1 protein-coding gene is annotated in these 272 nt (G+C 67.6%); it reads right to left on the reverse strand.

Features of this window, described 5'->3' with window-relative positions; all coding sequences use genetic code 11:
• Window positions 1–272: porin (locus EJ903_RS26675; protein WP_126620834.1), on the reverse strand; the 272-nt coding region annotated here is incomplete at both ends.

Consider the following 272-nt stretch of genomic DNA (forward strand, 5'->3'; position numbering starts at 1 on the left):
GCCAGCGACGTCGGAGCGGATCTTGAAGTGGTCGAATTCCGGACCGACCGACAGGCCGGGGGCGACGACGTAACGGGCACCGATGGTGTACAGCTCGGTCTTGAGCTTGCCGGTGGTGGTCAGGCTGCCGGCGTCCTGCGCGTTCAGATAGCCCAGGCCGACGGTGAACGGGCCGGTGGTGTACTGCGCGCCCAGCGTCCAGACATTCTGGGCTTCGCGGCTGCGGGCCGTGGCCAGGCTGGATTGCTTGACGTAGCCGCTCTTGCCCGACC

Origin of the sequence: Azospirillum griseum (genome assembly GCF_003966125.1) — a bacterium.
In the GTDB taxonomy this organism is placed as follows: domain Bacteria; phylum Pseudomonadota; class Alphaproteobacteria; order Azospirillales; family Azospirillaceae; genus Azospirillum; species Azospirillum griseum.